The organism is Thermogemmatispora sp. (assembly GCF_019683755.1).
Classification (GTDB): domain Bacteria; phylum Chloroflexota; class Ktedonobacteria; order Ktedonobacterales; family Ktedonobacteraceae; genus Thermogemmatispora.
The window spans coordinates 1-15,671 of sequence record NZ_JADGHT010000082.1 but is presented as its reverse complement, the minus strand read 5'-3'; the positions used below and the strand labels follow the sequence as shown (position 1 = coordinate 15,671).

14 protein-coding genes and 1 tRNA gene are annotated in these 15,671 nt (G+C 56.7%); 10 read left to right on the top strand and 5 right to left on the bottom strand.

What is annotated here, in order from left to right:
* Nucleotides 1-120 precede the first annotated feature (120 nt).
* The 3 genes from IRZ24_RS07880 (at nucleotide 121) to IRZ24_RS07870 (ending at nucleotide 2,211) form a co-directional block, all read left to right on the top strand.
* Nucleotides 121-504 (top strand): hypothetical protein, encoded by a 384-nt coding sequence (locus tag IRZ24_RS07880; protein ID WP_297162163.1) that lies wholly within the window; start codon nucleotides 121-123, stop codon nucleotides 502-504.
* Nucleotides 505-715: 211 nt separating this feature from the next.
* On the top strand, nucleotides 716-1,252 hold the full coding sequence (locus IRZ24_RS07875; RefSeq protein ID WP_297162160.1) for a hypothetical protein: 537 nt from the start codon (nucleotides 716-718) through the stop codon (nucleotides 1,250-1,252).
* Between the two features lie 437 nt (nucleotides 1,253-1,689).
* Nucleotides 1,690-2,211, top strand: coding sequence for a hypothetical protein (locus tag IRZ24_RS07870; protein ID WP_297162157.1), 522 nt, complete (start codon nucleotides 1,690-1,692; stop codon nucleotides 2,209-2,211).
* Between the two features lie 53 nt (nucleotides 2,212-2,264).
* Here IRZ24_RS07870 and IRZ24_RS07865 read toward each other — a convergent pair whose 3' ends face one another.
* Nucleotides 2,265-3,236 carry a dienelactone hydrolase family protein gene (locus IRZ24_RS07865; protein WP_297162154.1) on the bottom strand — a complete coding sequence of 324 codons (972 nt, stop codon included), beginning with the start codon at nucleotides 3,234-3,236 and terminating at the stop codon, nucleotides 2,265-2,267.
* 488 nt (nucleotides 3,237-3,724) lie between these two features.
* Here IRZ24_RS07865 and IRZ24_RS07860 point away from each other — a divergent pair, with 488 nt between their 5' ends.
* The 3 genes from IRZ24_RS07860 to IRZ24_RS07850 all read left to right on the top strand — a co-directional run bounded on the left by IRZ24_RS07860 (nucleotide 3,725) and on the right by IRZ24_RS07850 (nucleotide 6,242).
* Nucleotides 3,725-4,708 (top strand): ABC transporter ATP-binding protein, encoded by a 984-nt coding sequence (locus IRZ24_RS07860; RefSeq protein ID WP_366914257.1) that lies wholly within the window; start codon nucleotides 3,725-3,727, stop codon nucleotides 4,706-4,708.
* Between the two features lie 33 nt (nucleotides 4,709-4,741).
* The gene (locus tag IRZ24_RS07855) at nucleotides 4,742-5,536 is read left to right on the top strand and encodes an ABC transporter permease (protein ID WP_297162148.1); all 795 of its coding nucleotides are present in this window, start codon (nucleotides 4,742-4,744) and stop codon (nucleotides 5,534-5,536) included.
* A 259-nt stretch (nucleotides 5,537-5,795) separates the two neighbouring features.
* Nucleotides 5,796-6,242: an Hsp20/alpha crystallin family protein gene (locus IRZ24_RS07850; RefSeq protein ID WP_297162145.1), complete on the top strand. Its 447-nt coding sequence runs from the start codon at nucleotides 5,796-5,798 to the stop codon at nucleotides 6,240-6,242.
* Between the two features lie 300 nt (nucleotides 6,243-6,542).
* On the opposite strand, the gene IRZ24_RS07845 is transcribed toward IRZ24_RS07850, so the two are convergent.
* Nucleotides 6,543-6,617 (bottom strand) — tRNA-Arg (locus IRZ24_RS07845).
* Nucleotides 6,618-7,028: 411 nt separating this feature from the next.
* Between IRZ24_RS07845 and IRZ24_RS07840 the strand changes: the two genes are divergently transcribed.
* The 3 genes from IRZ24_RS07840 to IRZ24_RS07830 all read left to right on the top strand — a co-directional run bounded on the left by IRZ24_RS07840 (nucleotide 7,029) and on the right by IRZ24_RS07830 (nucleotide 11,467).
* A complete protein-coding gene (locus IRZ24_RS07840; protein ID WP_297162142.1) occupies nucleotides 7,029-7,802 on the top strand; it encodes a ComEA family DNA-binding protein in 774 nt (257 codons plus the stop codon).
* 43 nt (nucleotides 7,803-7,845) lie between these two features.
* Nucleotides 7,846-10,419 (top strand): ComEC/Rec2 family competence protein, encoded by a 2,574-nt coding sequence (locus IRZ24_RS07835; RefSeq protein WP_297162139.1) that lies wholly within the window; start codon nucleotides 7,846-7,848, stop codon nucleotides 10,417-10,419.
* Between the two features lie 487 nt (nucleotides 10,420-10,906).
* Nucleotides 10,907-11,467, top strand: a complete 561-nt coding sequence (locus IRZ24_RS07830; protein ID WP_297162136.1) for a hypothetical protein — start codon at nucleotides 10,907-10,909, stop codon at nucleotides 11,465-11,467.
* Between the two features lie 160 nt (nucleotides 11,468-11,627).
* Here IRZ24_RS07830 and IRZ24_RS07825 read toward each other — a convergent pair whose 3' ends face one another.
* On the bottom strand, nucleotides 11,628-12,647 hold the full coding sequence (locus tag IRZ24_RS07825; protein WP_297162131.1) for a site-specific integrase: 1,020 nt from the start codon (nucleotides 12,645-12,647) through the stop codon (nucleotides 11,628-11,630).
* A gap of 188 nt (nucleotides 12,648-12,835) precedes the next feature.
* Here IRZ24_RS07825 and IRZ24_RS07820 point away from each other — a divergent pair, with 188 nt between their 5' ends.
* Entirely contained in the window at nucleotides 12,836-14,155 is a 1,320-nt protein-coding gene (locus IRZ24_RS07820; RefSeq protein ID WP_297162128.1) for a glycosyltransferase family 39 protein, read from the top strand.
* Nucleotides 14,156-14,459: 304 nt separating this feature from the next.
* Here the strand turns inward: IRZ24_RS07820 and IRZ24_RS07815 are convergent, their stop codons facing one another.
* Nucleotides 14,460-14,942 carry a hypothetical protein gene (locus IRZ24_RS07815; protein WP_297162125.1) on the bottom strand — a complete coding sequence of 161 codons (483 nt, stop codon included), beginning with the start codon at nucleotides 14,940-14,942 and terminating at the stop codon, nucleotides 14,460-14,462.
* A 285-nt stretch (nucleotides 14,943-15,227) separates the two neighbouring features.
* On the bottom strand, nucleotides 15,228-15,671 hold a 444-nt coding region (locus IRZ24_RS07810; protein WP_297162122.1), incomplete at its 5' end, for an antibiotic biosynthesis monooxygenase.

Sequence of the window (15,671 nt, the reverse complement as noted above, 5' to 3'; positions counted from 1 at the left end):
ATTCTGTGATTCCTCCTGGAGGCCGGATCTTTGACACTTGCATTGAAACGTCCTGCAGGCTGACCGGGTTCGCCCGGCCTGCTCAGATACGGCAGCAGGAGAAAGGAGGTTCAACGATCCATGCCACTTGACAACCGCAAAGCTCAACACGTGCTCCAGCTTGTGAACCGCAGCTATACAGGGCGCCAGCGCAGCCTTGTCGCCGTCGTCCTCAGCGCTGGCAGCTATAGCTACCGCCTCATTCAAGGCATCGTTCGTCCCCTGCACCGCCTTGATCCCCAGATCTATGACAGCGAAGGTCAGCCGCCGCGACCTCAAGCCGATCTCTTGCTGATTGCTCCTATAGGGACCGACTTCACAGGCGTGGTCTACCTGGCCGATTGTACTATTGCCAGCGTCGCTGCCGTGGCTGCGGCAGCCAAATACGAAGTGGTCGAAGCTCTACCTGTGGGCCTTCTCCCCGGAGGGACTCATGTACGAGTCCTCCTGCGCCGCCTGCGCTGAGCCGCAGGCTCTAGCTGCAGCTCAGGCTGAGATCACTTGCTGCTCACCCGGAACGAGATTGCTTTCAAGCTCTGCCTATGGTATGCTCTCGTTGAGAGCCTAAGTGCGTCTTTGGCCTGCCAGGCCCTTTCCTGCGAGCAAGAAATCCTGCTCCGGCTGTTCTATTCGTTACATTTTTGCTCCCGAAGAAGTACGCAGAGGGGTAAGCATGATGGAGATCCTGTTAGCCGTCATTGACTGGATTGGGCGCATCCTGACCATTCTCGCACTGATTGCCTTTGTATTAAGCATCTATGAATGGTCGCGTGGAGTCTTGAAGGTTCTCTATCGTCTAGGGCATGGTTTGGCGCGCCCAAAAATTGCCATTCTGGGAGACAAAGGCAATACTATCAAAAGCACCCTGGAAACAAGTCGCCTCTTTAACGAAAGACGCCTGATCCTGATTAGTTCTGTGGATGATCTTGGGCGTGCCGAAAGTGCCAGTCTTTGGCTCTTCCACTGGTGGGGAGAAGACCCTTGGGGAGAGAAAGCTCTAGAGAGAGTGCTAAATTTCAAGAAAGATAGCACGGCACTTATTGTTTATGCCCCCCATCAGGAGGATAGAAAATCCATTCCTCGTCTTTCCGATCAGATGATGGAAGAACTGAGCCGTCATCGCCACACCATTGTGAACAACTTCCGTGGCCGTCTGCTCAACGACGTCATTGTGAGCCTCATGGCCATCAGCGACCAGAGTCATGGTAGATAAGGAGGCTGCCAAAGCCAAGGCTCTCTCAGCCTGGATGAACTGAAGGGCTATAACCTTGATCCGATACGCAGCAGTGCTTTCCTGCCGCCATTGCCACTCTCTCCCTGGCGTAGGGACAGCAGGCTAGAAGCGATAGAAAGTGCGCGGATGAACACATATCCTCCTCCTATTGTAGGCTCATCCGAGCCTACAACCGGTAAGCAAGCGATTGCATGACGACCTTCCCATTGCAGCAGGGGACAGTATTTTGTTCAGAGCAGCATGCCTGCTATAGCGAGTGCAGGAGCGAAGGCCCGCGACCTTTCTCGCAGGAGAGCTGAGACGACCAGCAGCCTGTTTTTGGAAGAAAGCTCCCTTGCCTCGTTCTATTACAAAAGGGAGCAATCTGTCTACGCAGCAGGAGCTGGGGCAATCTTGCACGGAAGGAGGTTGGAGCCATGCTCAGCAGCTCATCGAGTAAGTGCCGAGCCGGGCTGCGATTAGCACCGACCACACTGGAACAACGGGTCGAACTGCTGACCCGTTTCTTACTCCTATTGCTGGCCATGCTCAGTGGCTGGGGTCTCTTCTTCCTTCCCGGCACCATTCCAATTCATTACAGCCTCAGCGGCTCAATTCATCCCGACCTTACCGGCAGCAAATGGATACTGGCTCTCTTCTTCCTGCTGGCCCTTACCCTCTACGGTCTGCTCAGCCTACTCAGCCGTTGGCTGTATGCCCTCTACCATCCTTTCATGACCGCTGCCCAGCGGGCCGAGCAGCGCTATCAGCTCGGGCGCCTACTCCTGGCAGGGCTAAAGCTCTGTCTTAGTGCCCTGCTAGCTTACCTCTCCTGGATGTTCATCCAGGGAGCCATCAGCGGTCTCAACGGCTGGATCTTCATAGGCTTTCTCTGCTTAGCGGTGCTGCCCCTGCTCCTTGTCATTCTCTACCTCATCCAGATCCAGCGTCTGCGTTAAACACTGCACCGTCCTGCGAAGCCATGAGATCTCTCGAAACTGTGAGCAAGCGACTAAGGAAGCAGCCCACCAGGAGGCAACGGCTTCAGCCAGCGATCCAAGAACAAATAAGCTGCCTCCCTGGCCTCGGCTGGAAAAACATGGCCACCCTGGAACACAAGATAACGGAAACGCTCCGGCACGCCTAGCTGAATATAAAGACTCTGAGCGTAGTTCACCATAAAATAGAAGCCATCAATCGGCAGCAGCGCATCCTGTTCGCCGGCAACTATCATAAACGGGGTTGGAGCCAACGATCCAAGCAGATCATCCATATCGGCCACATCGAGCAGACCAGGAATGCAATTCGCCAGTGGCTGGCTCAAGCCATCACGTAGCAGCGACTTGATCAGCGTCAGCCCACAGGATGCCACCCCGACCATCACCCGAGCATCGTACCAGGTCAGCCACAGGGCCTCAAGTCCGCCTAGCGAATGGCCAATTACCCCTACATTCTGCTTATCCACTTCGGGGAGCGAACCCAGGAGATCCAGGCTACAAGCGAGATCATGCAAGTATTTCGCCTGAAGTGACGAGCCTTGCAGCAAACGCTTTGTGAACTCAAAGCGCTCGTAACTCTCGCCTGTCAGGGCTTTCCGCCGTCGACGGATCTCTTCCGGCGGGCGTCGCTCCTCATAGCAGAGGAGATCGGGGCACAGAACCACATAGCCGCGCAGGCAGATCTCTCGCCCATAATGGTACATGGGATCACCGCTGATCCCAGCAACCTCGGCCTTCCCTAGCTCACACTGCTCGCCATCGCGATGGATGGCCAGGACCGCTGGCCAGCCCTTCTTCGGCTTCTCCCCCTGTGGACGGAGCAGCCAGGCTGGCATGACCTCCCCCGGTTCCACCATGTAAGTGACACGTGTGCGCGTATACGCGCCCTCATCGATAGGTTCCTCGAAGACTGCCTCTAGAGGCACCTTTGAGGGAAATCTGCCCAGACGTGTCAAGATCTTTTCTCGCAACAGGCGACTCTCCATCTCTTCTCCTCTCTTTCTACCTGCCATACTGCTCAGCCTGGGACCTGGGCGGTGGAGCGTCAGCCATCGTTGACCAACAGGCAAAGCAGCAGTACGAGACGTCTACTATCTGCGAGCAACTGCCCTACCCTGTATGCGCCCTGCTGCAGTCTTCCTGCCAGGTCACCGCCTCTGACAGGCCACTAATCGCCTGTTACAGGTACGTCCCAGCGCGACATCTCGCTCACTCATTTTCTCACCCTCCCCCAACCTCTCATTTCTTGTATAGCAGAAAAGGTATGAATTGTATGATGTGCATATTGTAATACATTGTTCTAAGAATTGCAAGCCGGGAGAGAGATCCTTGCCAGGCTCACCTTGTCAGAGAGCGGCGGCTGCGGTAGTGTATTACCAACGGGGCTGATTACCACCTGCGGGCAAGCGAGCCTGAGCGAAGAACGGGAGATGTAGCAGCCCCGTTCAACCATACCAAGGAGAGACTAACCATGATGTCTGCTCACGCGCAGACGGCGGGACAGATAGCCGGCGCTGCTGCCTCACCTGAGAGAGCAGAAGCGGCGATCGTCGTAGATAGATTGTGCAAAAGCTACAACGGGCGACGTGTTGTAGACGAGCTAAGCTTCAGTGTCCGGCGAGGCGAAGTCTTTGCCCTGCTCGGTCCCAATGGAGCCGGCAAGACCACTACCGTTGAAACGCTAGAGGGCTATCGCCGTCCTGATAGTGGCAGCGTCCGCGTGCTAGGACTGGACCCTATCCGTGATGCCGCACGGCTCAAGCCACTTATCGGGGTCATGCTTCAGCAGGATGGCCTCTATCCCGCTCTACGTCCGCGGGAGGTGCTCCAGCTTTTCGCCAGCTACTATCGGCAACCACAGCCGATTGATCAACTGTTGGAACGTGTCGGCATCGACCCTGGCACCAGGACGAGCTGTCGGCGACTTTCCGGCGGCCAGAAGCGTCGTCTAGCGCTCGCGCTGGCCCTCGTCGGCAATCCCCAGCTTCTCTTTCTGGATGAGCCAACTGCTGGTATGGACCCCCAGGCCCGGTTAGCCACCTGGGAGATCATTCGCGAGCTGAAGGCCCAGGGGGTGACTATCCTCCTGACCACTCACCTGATGGACGAGGCTGAGCGTCTGGCTGACCGCGTGGCCATCATCGATCATGGCCGCCTCATTGCGCTCGATACCCCTGATCGGCTGACTGGTGTCGCTAATGCCACCATTGTGCGCTTTGTGGCCCCTGCCGGCCTCGATTGCCGTGCCCTGGCCGCCTTACCTGCCGTCCAACGCGCCGAAGAGGTGCGCCCTGGCAGCTATCTGCTCGAAGCCGAGCCGCAGAGCATGCCGGCAGTGCTCGCTGATCTCACGGCCTGGCTGCGCGATCAAGGCATTACCCTGACCGAATTGCGTGTTGGTCACGGGTCGCTAGAAGATCTGTTCCTGCGCCTGACAGGTGCAGAGATGCGCGAGTGAGTGGGAGCACTCTCTTATAGAGGTGAATCTACTATGACAACCCTTGCCAATACAAGTCAAAGCGGGCAGTCACAGCCGCAGTCATCGCAGGCAGCCCCTTTTCTCCAGCAAGTTGGGGCCCAGATTAAGGCCGAACTCCTGCTGACCTCGCGCCGCGGCGAAAACATTCTCGTCACGCTCATCTTACCTGTGATTCTCTTGATCTTTTTCGCTTCCCTCAAAATCATTCCCGTCACTTCCGGTTCGGTGATCAACTTCCTCTTACCTGGAATTCTGGCCTTGGCCATCATGGCCTCTGGAATGGTTCACCTGGGCATCTCTACCGCCTATGAACGGTACTATGGCGTGCTCAAGCGTCTAGGAGCTACTCCTCTTCCTCGCAGCGGCCTGATTATGGCCAAGATCGTGGCTGTGCTGCTTCTAGAGGTGGTACAGGTGATCTTATTGGGGGGTATCGCCTTCCTCTTCTATGGCTGGCACCCCACCGGCTCACCCGCGCTGGCCATCCTCGTACTGGCCCTGGGAACCATTACCTTTGCCGCCTTGGGGCTGGCAATGGCCGGTAGCTTGCGCGCCGAAACTACGCTAGCCGTAGCCAATGGTCTCTATCTGCTCTTCCTGCTCATTGGCGGCGGTATTTTGCCCCTTGATCATCTCCCAGCGCCTCTAGCGATCCTGGCCCAGTATCTACCAGCAGCCGCCTTCACTCAGTCCTTGCAAGCTGCTTTGTCTGCCGGGGCTCCTTTCCCTGGCGCAGCCCTCCTGACACTGCTGATCTGGATGCTATTGATCCTGGTGGTAGCCATCAGGGCCTTCCGCTGGGAGTAGCACCATCTACGGGAATAAATTAAATCATCTCATTGTTTTTGTCAGGTGGAAGCCCCAAGAAGAGGATCTGAGCAGAAGCCTGTCAACTGAAGAGGTGACGGGCCAGAGCGATCGCCTCGTGAGAGGGCGATCGCAGTGCAGCGAACAAGCGCAACGACAGGACTGGTCATGAATGGCGGCGGAGGCTCTAGTACCCGAGCGAGTGCATACAGGCAGGGAAGACGAGCCTTGGCAAGCGTGTGAGAGGAGGTGAGCGGCTATGGTCGACATCATCCGCTACGATCCTTTCCGCGAGGTAATCAGCCTGCGGGATGCCATCAATCGGCTCTTTGAAGAGAGCTTTGTGGCGCCTATCTGGCGTTGGGATAATGCCTCGATGGCTATTCCCATCAATGTCCGTGAGAACGAGCACGGCTATCAGGTTCAGGCGCAGATCCCGGGCGTGAAGCCGGAGCAACTGGAGGTGAACGTCACGGGGAACACGCTGACGCTCAAGGCAGAGGTACCGCGCGAGGAAGTGGAGGAGCAGCGTGGTCAGTGGCATGTGCGTGAGATCCGCAGCGGTAGCTTTGCCCGTACGATTACCTTCCCGAAGGACATTGATAGCGGGAAGATTGAAGCCAAGTATGAGAACGGCGTGCTGACCGTGAACGTTCCCTTCGGTGAGGCCAGCAAGCCGAAGAAGATCCGTGTGAAGGCCGCCTGAACCTGAAGTGGAAGGCTGGCTCACGGAGTTCCGCAAGACTGAGCGAGTGCGCGAGCAATCGCGGAGCGACGGTCAGTGCTTAGGTCAACCCCCTCACCGTTAGCAGAGAACGGTGAGGGGGTTTTTGCGCTCTACCAGAGGCAAGCTGGCGGCGCTGTTTCCTCCTTTAAGGAGCAGGCCAGCGCTGGCGCTATCGCACCGATGAAATTCTCCAGAAAAAAAGACCTGCACAGCAACTGCTTCTTGCTAGCAACTGTACAGGTCTGCTGATGAGAAGATGCTCAAGAGTGATCGATCCGATGGTGTCCCCGACAGGAATCGAACCTGCGCGCCCGGTTCCGGAGACCGGTGCTCTATCCACTGAGCTACGGGGACCTTCTTCATCGAGGATTATACCATATCTGTCAACGTAGGTCATCACTTCCCTACGGCCTGCGTCAATGACAACTTCATCCCTCCTCTTAAGGAAGCCAGACAGACCTGCCTTAACCTCTTTGGAGCACTTTGCTTGCGTCCCAGGGCAGTACAGTGCTATGCACTGATCGGCTCCCTCTCTTATTTTACTGCCTACTTCTTGTGTATGCTTTCACTTCGGAAGAGGATTGTCGCATTTAACTATTGACAGATCCATAAAAGTCATGGTACCATTCCCCCCGTATTTTCGGGAACAGGGAACATGTAGAAAGGGCTGGATCTATGAAGCAGGACCAAAAACACCCATTCTTGTCTGTCTCCCCATCTGTGACGCCTTCTCCTCTTGGGGCTAACTGGCAGTCCTCTGAAAGTATGACGGCTGGTGCAGAACAACAGCGGCCTTGGCATGTTGATGAGTTGTCCCTAGCTGAGACACAGAAGCTGACTGTACCGGCTGCTTCTTTAGCAGGGAAACAGCGCCTTCTGCGAGCGGCGGCCTTGACGTTGGCGGGAGCCTTGATACTGGCTCTCTATCTGCTCTGGCCGGGGGTTACGCCAGCGGAGACGCCCTGGTCGCCAGAGATCTCGGGGGGGACGGCGGCTACTCTCACGCCAGCTTCAGGGGAGCGCCAGGCCCCTATTGGGGGCCTTCCAACGACAGCTACCTCGGCAGTGGCCTTGTCTCCGACGCCTGTTATTCAGGTCTACATTGTAGGGGCTGTTCATCATCCTGGCGTCTATGCGCTGCCTACAGGTTCTCGTGTCTATCGACTGCTACAAGTTGCTGGTGGCCCGCTGCCAGATGCCAATCTGGTGGCTCTCAATTTGGCGGCTGTGCTGCACGATGGTGAAGAGATCTACGTGACCCGCGTTGGTGAAACCTCGCCCCCTGTCTCTACTATTGGCTCAGGAGCTGATTCATCCGGCACTGACCCTGCTACTTCGAACAACTCTTCAACTGCACTAGTGAATATTAATACTGCTAGCGTTGATGAGCTACGCCAGCGCTTGCATGTCAGTACAACTACCGCCCAAAATATCGTGAATTATCGTCTTCAACATGGTCCCTATACGGCGGTTGAGCAGCTTCTCCAGGTTGTCAGTCGCTCGATCTATGATCGAATTAAGAACTTCGTGATCGTCTGAAAGTCGCTGGTGGAGCGGGGGGAGAGAGGTGTCTCGGTTGGTAGTGAGGCAGGCATTGCTGCAACTAAGAAGACTACCGCTGCTGGTGGCTTGCTCAGGCTGGCTGATGGGCATTCTATGGGCCTATTGGTTGCAGGTGCCCGCTGCCTGGCTAGCGCTGCCAGCCTTGGCCACTATTCTGGCAACTGCGCTGGGTTGGCCACGATGGGAGCGGGTAGGCTTACTGTTGCTCTGGCTGTCAACCATGCTCTGTGGGGCCTGGCGCCTGGCTCTAGCTGATCCGCGTCATGATCCTCTCGCTGTACTGAACCTGCTACGATCTCCTGCTGGTGCTGGCGAATTACTGGTACGTGGTGAAATAAGCGCCCCGCCTGTCCTGGAGGGTCACGCCCGTCGTCTCTTGGTAAGTGTCGAGGCAGTGAGCAATGATAGCGGTTTGCACTGGTGGCCACGGCATGGCCAAATCGCTGTATTCACCTCTGGGAGCTTGCTTGATGACCCGTATGGTCCGGCTTACGGTGATGAGGTTGTGTTACGAGGTCGCTTGCAGCCGCCGCTGGGCGAGGGTAGTCCAGATCTGCAGGCGCTCATGGCCTTCCCTCGCCTCTCAGTCAGACATCACGGGGGCAATCCTGTGCTGGCTCTCCTCTACAAGCTTCGCTTCTGGTTGGCTATGCTGATTGGCAGGCTTTTGCCTCAGCCGGAGGCGGCGCTGCTGGTGGCGGTCTTGCTCGGGTTGCGGATGCCAGCCCTTGAGCCGCTGACTCCTTTGTTTAAGGTTACAGGAACTGCCCACCTCATTGTCCCCAGTGGCTTTAAAGTGACCCTCTTGGCCGGACTGGTGGCCCTCCCGCTGCATTGTTTGATCCGTCGCAAGGCTGATGATTGGCGCCTCTTGCCGGCTCAACGACGGCGCTCTCAGCGCGGGCAGTGGCTTCTCTGTTTGTTCCAGCTTCTGGTGGTTGCTGTCTATACAGTGCTCAGCGGCGCTGGCCCTGCAGCCTTGAGGGCTGGTCTCATGGGGGCGCTGCTCGTACTCGCTCCCAGGGTGGGGCGTCGCTACCATGTCTATAGCGCTCTAGCTGCAGCCGCGCTGGTGATGAGTTGGGGTGATCCCTTTGTCCTGTGGGATAGTGGTTTTCAGCTCTCATTCCTGGGGACCTTGGGCATCGTGCTCCTTACTCCTCTCTTTTCTCGTCCCCTGAAGAGGCTGGAGCGGCTGCCTGCCGGCACTTCGGTGGTGGAGGCCGTGGCAGTGACGCTAGCGGCCCAGGTGGCAACGCTGCCGATCTTCGCCCTGACCTTTGCTCAGCTCTCGTTGGTGGCACCACTCGCCAATCTGCTAACGGTCCCTTTGCTAGAGCTGTTGCTCCTGCTAGGGGTTGTCCTCTGTTTGTTAGGAGTGGTCTGCTTCCCGCTAGCCCTGATCGTGGGTTGGCTTGCCTGGTTCCCCCTGCGTTATGTGGTTGGAGCTGTAACGCTCTGCGCCCATCTTCCGGCGGCTTGGTTGAGTACGGCTGGTTGGGCTCTCCCGCTCCCATTGGCCTGGAGCTACTATGTGGCTTTGCTGATCGCGCTCGCTCTGGGCTGGCGCTTGCGCCCGCAGTGGTTCCTCTCGCCGCCAGCCTATGGTTTGCAGCGGACAGAAATAGGTCGATCGGTACCAGGTCGGGGCCCTAGGCACAGGCGTGCCCTGGTACTGGGTGTCCAGATGGCTCTGGCCTTGTTGTTGCTTTTGACAACGGGAGTGAGGACGCTGCTGGAAGGCCAGCGTACCGGGCTGGTCCTCACTGTGTTCACCTTGGCGGGGCCTTCGGGTGAAACTGGGCCTGCAATTGTTGGCCAGACAGCCCAAGGACGGCTGTTCGTGATTGATGGAGGTCCCGATGCAGCGGCGTTAACTGAGGTACTTGATCAGCGCCTCCCGTTGTGGCAGCATCATATTGACTGGCTGGCACTGTCTTCTCCCTTGCACTCTCACCTGGCAGGCCTCCTGGATATAACCTCTCGTTTCGCTATCGGCTCTGCGCTAGATGGTGGCGTCCTGCATCCAGGCTCTGCTTATGCACTGTGGCGTCGTACGCTTCGGACACGAGCGATCCCCTATCAGACGCTCCGCCGAGGTCAAGTGCTCCCTTTGGAAAATGATCTACGTCTGGAAGTGCTCTGGCCTTCCTCCCCCCTGCACCGTGGAGGAGATGAGGCCCGCAATAACGCTTTGGTCCTGCGCCTGATCACCCCTGCTCTGCGTCTCCTGCTACTGGGAGAGGCTGCGCAAAGTAGCTATGCGCTCAATGGCCTATTGACTGCTGCTCAAGATGCTGGACCGCTGGCCTGGGGTCAGGAGGATGTGGTGGTGGCTAGCCTGCCAGCCAATAAGCCACCTTCTCCCGCTTTTATGCGCTTGCTGGAGCTGTTACATCCATCTCTGCTTGTAGTCAATGAAGCAACCAATCGTTCTTCTGGGCGAACTCAGACCTCATCTACTACTGAGCATGATCAACTGCTGACCCCCGTTACTCAGAGAATAACCCGGACGCTCTTGCTCAGACCATCCGCTGCCTTCAGCCTATGGGAGGATGCCACGGCCTGGTCTTTTGATACGACAGGCCCTTGAGTGACTTGGGAGAGCCAGGGGAGAGCCAGGGACTACCATGCCCTTGGTCAGGGGGCTGGATAGCCGCATCTGGCTATGATCAGACGTGCCTGGGCTGGGATAAAGATGACAGCTTGACCAGGTATGATGGAGAGTGGGTCCTACCAACTTGATTCTGCTAAAAACCCTCGCTGCAGAAGAGGCTGGTCTTCCCTTCTCTGGAAGGCCTTAAAGACATAGGGTAATCTGAGGGTGGCCTTGTGGATGGTGCTGTTTGCTGACCGCTCACTGCTCGCTGGAGTGTGCGCGTTGCAGTTCCCTCTTCCAGAGTCAATGGATACGGAAAGGCCTCCTGGTCCCCTCTACTGATGAGCCGTGCGCTCACTGTGGTATCCGTATCAGAAAGAGCAGTAAAAAAACCAGTTCTGTTGCTCTAGCAGCAAGGCATGCTATCATAGAGAAGTTATCGGCCATCCAGTAGTGCAGAAGAAAGGAGCACCTAGGTCTTATGAGCCGCTGTGAGCGCTGTGGCTATGATAGCCCTCACCATGTAGCGATCTGCCCTGTCTGTGGTTCCCTGACCACTGGCTTTGGCAATTATCCCCCAACGGGGGCCTCCGAGCGACCAAATAGTACAAGCGAGCCGTTCTCTTCCTATAGTATGAGTGGTTGGACCGGCTCTGCTCCTAACTTGCAGGAGAGTGCCTGGCCTCAGCAGTTTGCTTCCACTCCCCCCCAGCAGCAGATCAATGTGACTGTCATGCAACCTCAGAAGGAGGTTGCACCGCTCATTGTTGAGCTTTTACTATCTCTGCTCTTAAATATCTATGGCATTGGCTGGCTGATGAGCGGCGAGACACTGGCTGGCGTATTACTGCTCGTTGGTAGCATTGTCGTTGTCTGGCCGCTCCTCCTGGTTTCTTTGCTGCTCTGGCCTCTCTGCTGTGGCTTCAAACTTGTCTTGATTGTGGGACTGGTCATCAACGCTGTGCTGCTGAATAACCATCTGGATCGCCAAGCAGCTAGCCGCTTGATCCAGGTGCCTTCAGCGCTGCCGCGGCAATGGTAAGTAAAACTAGTAGAATAACATTTTCACTTCTAGGTCAGAGAGGGAAGAAAAGCTGAGGGAAAGAGCATAGCGCTGACCGCTGAGCGTGCACTTTGCGCTGGCGACTGGCCGGCTGGACAAGCGACGCCGTTTGGGAACCCTTGCTAGATAGAGCGGCCAGTCAGGCCGGGAAGGCTAGGCGCCGGTATTTCTCCCGCGATTCAAGCCAGGCCTCATCGGAAAGACCCAGTCGCTCGCGCAGGGTCTCAAAGGAGACACCAGCTCGCAGCTGACGGACGGCAAAAGTATCGCGTAGCAACTGGAGGGTCACGCGCTTCTTTATGCCAGCAGCCTTAACTGCACGCGCCAAAATATAGTTGAGATTGCGATCAGTGCAGTTGAACAACGTCTCGCCTGGTTGGTGCTGGTATTTACGCAGATACTCACGCACAATGTCAGTAAACTCCGGGGGCAGTGCCAAGCTGCGTTCGCGATGCTGTTTGCCCGTCGAGGGGGGAAAGTGCACGTTTACCAGTGGGCGTTGCGGATCGGAGAGGTCAATGTGCTCCGGCTTGAGAATCATGATTTCTTCTTTCTTCAGACCTGCATGCAGCGTCAGATAGATCAGGCAAAGACAGCGTGCATCATCAGCGGCCGCTTTGAGCAATCTCTCGATCTCTTCCTCAAAGAGGAGTTCCGGCAAAGGCGGCAGTGGGCGCTCGAGGATCAGACTGGCGGAAGGATCTTCTCGAATCACGCCTTCGCGTGCCAGCCAGGAAAAGAAGTTCTTGAGAAAGGTAACACGCCGGGCCATCGTCTTAGGAGCTGGCGTGTGGTCCTTGTTGCCGAATTTCAGCTTCATGAGCCAATCGACGAGGTCCTCTTTGGTAATCCTGCCAACCGGAGTCTCTGGACCCATAAATTCGGTGAACATTTTGAGGTCAGAGAGGAAGCAAGTGATAGTGTAGTTCGACTTGCCTCGTAGCTTCAGCTCCTGCTGATAAGGCAAAGCACAAGCTGCCAGGCTGGATTGCTCTGTTAAGGGCTGAGTGCGTATCAGTGGCGGAAATGGTACCTCACGCGGGTCCGCTGGCTGAGTGACGACCTGCATTGTGCCTGGAAAAAGGCCAGTTTGTACCACAACAGGCTCTTCTCTCACTCCGCTCTCCGCTGGCTGCTTCTTCTGACTATCATCGTGCATGAGCTGCTCTCCAGTGGTGGTTTCATGCTCTGAAGCTGTTCTTTTTGTGTTTCATTATAGCAGGAGAAGCCAGCACTATTCAACCTTCATGTGGGCCCCCTGTGACTCCTTTCTCTCGTCCGCCGTTCCTCAAGTAAGGAGATCTGGCTCCTCTGGCAGTGTCTGGAGAGGAAGGTCCTTTAGCCGGCATGAAAAAACGCCTGCATCTACTCCTACCAGTGATCGTGGTGGCGAGCCTGGCTCTCGCAGTGCGTATCACCTACAATCTGACTGTAGCGGCGGCCTACATTCCTCTCTTTGATGCCCACTCCTATGAGCAAATTGCTCTGCACCTGCTGCAGGAGCACTGCTTCTGCGAGCATCCCTTTGTCCCGACCGTCTATCGGGCCCCGCTCTGGCCTGCCATCATTGCCTGCATTTACGCCGTATTCGGCCAACAGAATCTGCCGGTCCGTCTCTTTCTCTCGCTAGTTGGGACAGGCACTTGTCTGCTCATTTTCTACTTTATTCGCGACCTGTATGGGAAGCGTCTGGGGTTGCTAGCTGCCATCTTTGCTGCTTTCTATCCTGAACTCTACATTTACGATGGTTGGCTCTACTCCGAATCACTGACGATATTCCTTCTAACGGCGCTCTGCTACCTGCTCTATCGCCTGGCTACTCGGCAAACAACAGTACTCTCATGGGGTCTTTGCGCGGTACTCCTTGCCCTGCTGGCCCTGGCGCGTCCCAATGGCCTGCTAGCCTGTGGCCTCTTTATCTGTTGGCTGATCGTGGCGCTCAAGCGGCATTGGCTTTCTTGGTGGTCGCGCCGGCAGGTGTTGCTACGTGCTCTGCTGGTAATGGGGTTAGTGCTCTTTCTCCTGGCTCCCTGGGCGCTACGCAACTATCGTGTCAGCCGGAGCTTCTTGCCAGTGGCCACCGGTGATGGCACAGTCCTGTTAGGGGCTTATAACGATCGTGTCCTGACGATGCCGGGATACGTCGGCTCCTGGATCAATCCGCGACTAGCTGCACCTGGACTGGCGCGTCGCTATCCGGCTATCTGCTCCGCTCGTTGTGAGCTGCAACGCGAAGAAGCTTTCAAGCAGGCTGCCTGGCAGTGGATAGAAGGCCATCCGAGCAGCATCCCTTTTCTGCTGATCATGCACTTGTGGAACCTCTGGCAACCAGAGACCGTTGAGGCTGATCTGCCGACTATTCGCTTCCCTGCGGCGCCAGGCGCCCTGGCGGTCATCCTCATGATGCGTATCCTCCCCCTCCTCATTTTTGCTCTGGCCCTGCTAGGTCTCCAGGCAATAAGAAAACGCTGGCATCTCTGGCTGCCTGTCCTCCTAGCGCTCGCTTCCACGATCGGCCAGGCTCTCATCTTCTACGGCAGCCCTCGCATGCGTGCCCCCATTGAGCCGCTGCTGATCCTGCTAGCTAGTGCTGCAATTGCTGAGTGGGTGGAGAACTGGCGTCCAAGACGATGCTGGTGGCGCACCCTCGTCGGGTGCGCCTCGTGAAGGTGGGGAGGGAGCCAACCGGTTGCAATCCTCCTGGCTGGTACCACTTGCAACCTGCCCCAGTCGTCGACTGATGAAAATGCGACAGACCTCATCCGAGTTGTCCCATCGTTATAAGGAACAATCGGCTGAGGTCCTCTATTAATTCCTGCTGTAGTGCTCAAGAAACAGCTAATGTCTCGCGCCCTGGCTGGAACAGGAGAGATGGCAAGAGCAAAGAGAGCGTCGCAGGAGGCGATTGGTAGCGTGGTCACTCTAGTCAAGCGGGTCAAGCGGGTCAAACGGGTCAAACGGTCACTCTGGCCTACTCTCTTGCTTGGCCCTCTGACTCCCCTTCTACCAGTCCTGCCGCTTCCTCCTCCTCCTCGCTTTCTAAGGCAGAGAGAGACGCTTCCAGATCCTCCGGTTCAAACTCCTCATCTACCTCTCGGCTCTCCTCAGCACTGACCACACGTCCCCAGTCGCTATAGCGAGCCGGTCGCGATTCCTTCCAAACGCGGATAGTGGGTCGCATTGTGGGGAAGGTGCGCAATCCTTCAGGCGCTGCTGGGCCTTCAAGCTGCGGCTCATAGGCTGGAGCACTCTCGCGAACCAAGACTTCCTCTCCCCAGGCCATCGCTTCAAAGCCCAGCCGGCGCAGGTCCATCACCATGCCAGGCCAGGTATCTTCTGGAGCAATTGCCCACCATTCGCGTCCCCAAAGGCGCACCGGGCGAACGCGCAGAGGCCGGTTCAGGTCTCCCAGGGTGGCTAGTAACGACGAGCGCTTGCGTTCCGCTTTTTTCATAGCTTGTCAACCGTCCTTCCCAGGACTGAGACCACCTGCTCTGGTCTCTTCTCCTGGTGCCACGCTGCTGTGGGCAGAGTGCCTCAATGCTGCTGCCAGGCAAGACCAGGAGAATCGGATCTGTATCCTTCCGCTATTTACGATACCACATAACCCGGGCTATTGCTAGTAGGACGATGCCAGTCGCTGCCAGTCACCCCCTGCCACGGAGCGGCGAAGGCGACGAACACCGTCCTGATTAGATTACGCTGCCTGTTTTCCTTCCTTACCTGGCTCTGGCCCCGTTTACTGCCCTGGTTGCTGACCTGGTCGTAGCGACCCCACGGGAGCGATTATCTCGCCATCATGCCATTCTGGGGGACCCTCTAGCCAGCTTAACATGCGACGGTAGCGCTGGTCCTGTTCAACGCTCCGCGCATTCGTCAGGTAGGCTTCTCTATCGCTGAACACTACGACAATATAGCACTCTTGGGCATCGGCATCCATACGGTAGACAAGCGTTGCAATGGCTCCAGGAACCTGAGCTTGCTCAAACTGACGTAGCTCTGCCAGGAGGTGCGCCTCTGAGCCGGGCTTGATCCGACAATGGGCAACAGTTCCATACATGGTAGTGGTTTTCCTTTTCTGGTTGCAAGAAACGATGAAACAACATCGGATACCGGGCCGATGCTGTTGTTGTACCGCCTGGACCTGGCCGGTTGCAAGCACAGCTATGGGATAGCCCCATAG